Here is a 3,227-nt window from a genome sequence, read left to right as displayed (position 1 = left end):
GGCGGCCTCCGCGGCGGGACGCGGAGGCATGGGTGGCGCGCCGATGGGTGCCGGTGCCGGGCGTGGTGGCCAGGGCAGCGAGGAGGAGGAACACCAGCGGCCCGGCTACCTCGTCGAGGCCGACCCGGATAGCCTGTTCGGCACCGACGAACGCACAGCACCTCCGGTCATCGGCGAGTGACCGCGCGCCCGGGCGCGCGGTGTCGCCGGACACGAGACTGTCTGATACGCGGAGCCCCGGGCTCACGGCAGTCCCGGAAGCCATGGCCCGTCCAGGTCACAGGCCGGTCCGAGGAGCGGGTGGGCCGGAGCTCCGGGGGTCCCGTGGGCGGGAAGGTCCAGCAGGTCGTCGATCACGTCGGCGGGCTCGCCGAGACGCTGCCATACGGGCGCGGCACCGGTCCGGTCCCCGCTGCGGAAACGGGCGGCGTAGGCCTCCTGCGGCCCCCGGACGGTGAAGGTGTCCACCGCGCCGTCGGCGGCGTCCGGCGTGGATGGCGATCACCTCCTCGGCCGAGCGCACGTGGGTGAAGCGCAACCCGGCCTCGCGGGCGCGCACGATCGCGGCGATGCCGGGCTCGTCGTCGAACTCAACACCCACCGTCGGCCACCACCTCCCGCAGCGCGCCGCGCAGCCGCCCGGCCTGCAACGGGGTGAGCACACACCACCCGGTCTCCGGACGCCCCACCAGCACCCGGTCAACGTCCAGTCCGACGGTGAGCCGTCGCCTGCGCCCGCGTTCGTCCCGGCACGGCACCACGCGCGCCGCGTCCCACTCCCGGTCCGGCACCCGCCCGCTGTCCGCGGGGCCACGCTGCCCATGAGTCCTCCCGACGAGTCGTGCAGGCCGGCCCCCGCACGGCGGTGTGCGGGGGCCGGGCTGCCGGCGGTCCCTCCGGCGAAAGTCACCGTAGCGGTATGTATATACGTGAGACAGCGGAGACAGTGGTTTTCACCCGTTCGTGAATCGGCGGGTGCGCTAATATCGCTGGCTACAGACCAGGAAGGACGCGGTGATGACCTCGAATCTCGGTCCCGGTGTGCGGCGGCGCGTGCTCGGTAAACGGTTGCGCGCGCTGCGGGAGGAACAGGGCCTGACCACCACGACCGTCGCCCGGCGGATGCGGGTCGCCCAGCCCACGCTGACCCGCATCGAGGGCGGGCGTACGGCGATCCTCACCCGGCACGTCTACCAGCTCTGCGAGATCTACGGCACGGACAAGGCCGAGACCGACCGGCTGATGCGCCTGGCCGAGCAGTCCCGCGAGCGCGGATGGTGGGAGTCGTACTCGGACGTTATCAACGACTGGTTCGAGATCTACGCCAGTCTGGAGGGCGACGCCGAGCGGATCCTGCTCTACGAGTCCGAGTTCGTGCCCGGCATGTTTCAGACCCCCGCCTACGTCCGGGCGGTCTACCGGGCGGCGCACCCGGAGGCCGGGGACGAGGCGGCGAACCGGCAGGTCGAGTTGCGCCTGGCCCGGCAACTGCGGCTGGAGGAACGCAGCATCACCGCCCTGCTCGACGTGGGCGCCGTGCGCCGGGTGGTCGGCGGCCGGTCGGCGATGCTGGACCAGTTGCAGCACCTGATCGAGTTGATCGAGCGCGGCCGGGCCGATATCCGCGTGGTGCCGTTCACCGCGGGCGCGCACGCGGCGATGAGCGGCCCGTTCTACCTGCTGAAGTTCCCGGACACCGCCGAGATCGACCTGGTGTATCTCGACACCGAACGCGGCGGGATGTACTTCGAGCGCCCGGAGGATCTGACCCGCTACACCGACATCTTCGCCCGGACCCTGGAGCAGGCACTCTCGCCCGAGGAGACGGTGGCGTTGCTCGGTAAACTCGTCGAGGAACTCCGTATCCTGGGCGAGTGAGAGAGGGGGAGCCGATGACCGGCCTCCCGGACAACCTGCGCTGGCACAAGAGCAGTTTCAGCAACGGCAACGGCGGCGCGTGTGTCGAGGTCGCCGTGGCCGACGACGGTGGGCGCTACCTGCGCGACACCAAGGACCGCACCCGGCCCGCCCACTACTTCACCGAGGCCGAATGGACGGCCTTCCTCCTGGGCGTCAAGGCCGGCGAGTTCGACTGACCCTCGGAAGGGGCCTGTACTTGCGGCAGGTGGCGTCCCTGCTGGTCGATTTTCACAGCGTGAAGCATCAATGTGGGGATCCCCGTCGTTGCCGAGGGGTGGCCGGGTCTCCATCGGACCGAAATGATCCGAACGCGCCTGCCGTGCCCGCGATCTGGATAGGGTCGCACCATGTTCAAGAAGTTGCTTGCGGCCGTCGGTGTCGGCGGCGTCGAGGTGGAGACCACACTGCGGGAGTCGGGGGTGCAGCCCGGCGGTGTCGTCGAGGGTGTGATCCGCCTGCGCTCCGGCGAGGTGGAGCAGGACATCTCGGGTGTGTACGTGGAGCTGGTCACCCGGGCCGAGCACGAGATCGGCGACGACGAGGTCGATGCCATGCGCGGCTTCGGGCGGGTCGCCGTGCAGGAGGGCGGTGTGTCGCTGCCCCCCGGCCAGGTCGTCGAGCTGCCGTTCCGGCTGCCGGTCCCCGTGGAGACCCCGATCACGTTCTACAACAACGCGCACCTGCGGGGGAAGACGCAGGTGGCCGTGCGCACGGTGGTCGACGTCCGGGGCGCGGTGGACGCGACCGACACCGACCCGATCGGCGTCGGCGCGCTACCCGTGCAGCACCTCGTCCTGCAGACCGTGGAAAGCCTCGGGTTCCGGCTGCTCTCGGCCGACGTCGAGGCGGGACGCATCCCGCGCACCCGGCAGAGTCTGCCGTTCTATCAGGAGATCGAGTTCTCCGGATCGCCGAACTACCCGCGGCTCAAGCAGCTGGAGGTGACCTTCGTCGCCGGCTCCGACGGGATGGATGTGGTGCTGGAGTCGGAGAAGAAGGCGGGGCTGCTCACCGGCGGTGGCGACCGGTTGAACATTCTCTCGGTCGGTTACGACCAGGCCGGAAACCTCGACTGGCCCGCCGAGCTGCACAAGGTGCTCGACTCGCTGGGGCAGGGTTGGCTCTGAGGCGGTGATCCGCCGCCCCGGGCGCCGACCGCGGCCTCGCGGTGTCGACTCGCGGTCCTGCAGCGTCGACTCGCGGCTGCGCAGTGTCGACTCGCGGCTGCGGAGCGTCGACTCGCGGACAGGGGGTGGCGACTCGCGGGGCCTCCGGGGTCAGGGTGCCGCGCCGAGGCCGCGGAGGGT

Annotated in this window: 5 protein-coding genes and 1 pseudogene; 4 read left to right on the top strand and 2 right to left on the bottom strand. The window is 70.9% G+C overall.

Annotated elements, in window-relative coordinates; genetic code table 11:
• Window positions 1-181, top strand: a pseudogene (locus SACHA_RS25160) (hypothetical protein); the annotation flags it as partial.
• A gap of 62 nt (window positions 182-243) precedes the next feature.
• Here the strand turns inward: SACHA_RS25160 and SACHA_RS0108780 are convergent.
• Together SACHA_RS0108780 and SACHA_RS0108775 are read right to left on the bottom strand one after the other, a co-directional pair.
• Window positions 244-468, bottom strand: a complete 225-nt coding sequence (locus SACHA_RS0108780) for a hypothetical protein (protein ID WP_019808908.1) — start codon at window positions 466-468, stop codon at window positions 244-246.
• Between the two features lie 122 nt (window positions 469-590).
• Window positions 591-791: a hypothetical protein gene (locus tag SACHA_RS0108775; protein WP_019808907.1), complete on the bottom strand. Its 201-nt coding sequence runs from the start codon at window positions 789-791 to the stop codon at window positions 591-593.
• A gap of 226 nt (window positions 792-1,017) precedes the next feature.
• Between SACHA_RS0108775 and SACHA_RS0108770 the strand changes: the two genes are divergently transcribed.
• The 3 genes from SACHA_RS0108770 to SACHA_RS0108760 all read left to right on the top strand — a co-directional run bounded on the left by SACHA_RS0108770 (window position 1,018) and on the right by SACHA_RS0108760 (window position 3,047).
• Complete coding sequence (locus SACHA_RS0108770; RefSeq protein WP_019808906.1) at window positions 1,018-1,878, top strand: helix-turn-helix domain-containing protein; 861 nt, start codon at window positions 1,018-1,020, stop codon at window positions 1,876-1,878.
• On the top strand, window positions 1,875-2,096 hold the full coding sequence (locus SACHA_RS0108765; RefSeq protein ID WP_332253573.1) for a DUF397 domain-containing protein: 222 nt from the start codon (window positions 1,875-1,877) through the stop codon (window positions 2,094-2,096). Before SACHA_RS0108770 ends, SACHA_RS0108765 begins: the two co-directional genes overlap by 4 nt.
• 171 nt (window positions 2,097-2,267) lie before the next feature.
• The gene (locus SACHA_RS0108760) at window positions 2,268-3,047 is read left to right on the top strand and encodes a sporulation protein (protein ID WP_019808902.1); all 780 of its coding nucleotides are present in this window, start codon (window positions 2,268-2,270) and stop codon (window positions 3,045-3,047) included.
• The last annotated feature ends 180 nt before the right edge of the window (window positions 3,048-3,227 follow it).

The organism is Saccharomonospora halophila 8, from assembly GCF_000383775.1.
GTDB classification, from domain to species: Bacteria; Actinomycetota; Actinomycetes; order Mycobacteriales; family Pseudonocardiaceae; genus Saccharomonospora; species Saccharomonospora halophila.
The sequence above is the reverse complement of the archived record's forward strand: the minus strand, read 5'-3'. Positions and strand labels throughout refer to the sequence as shown.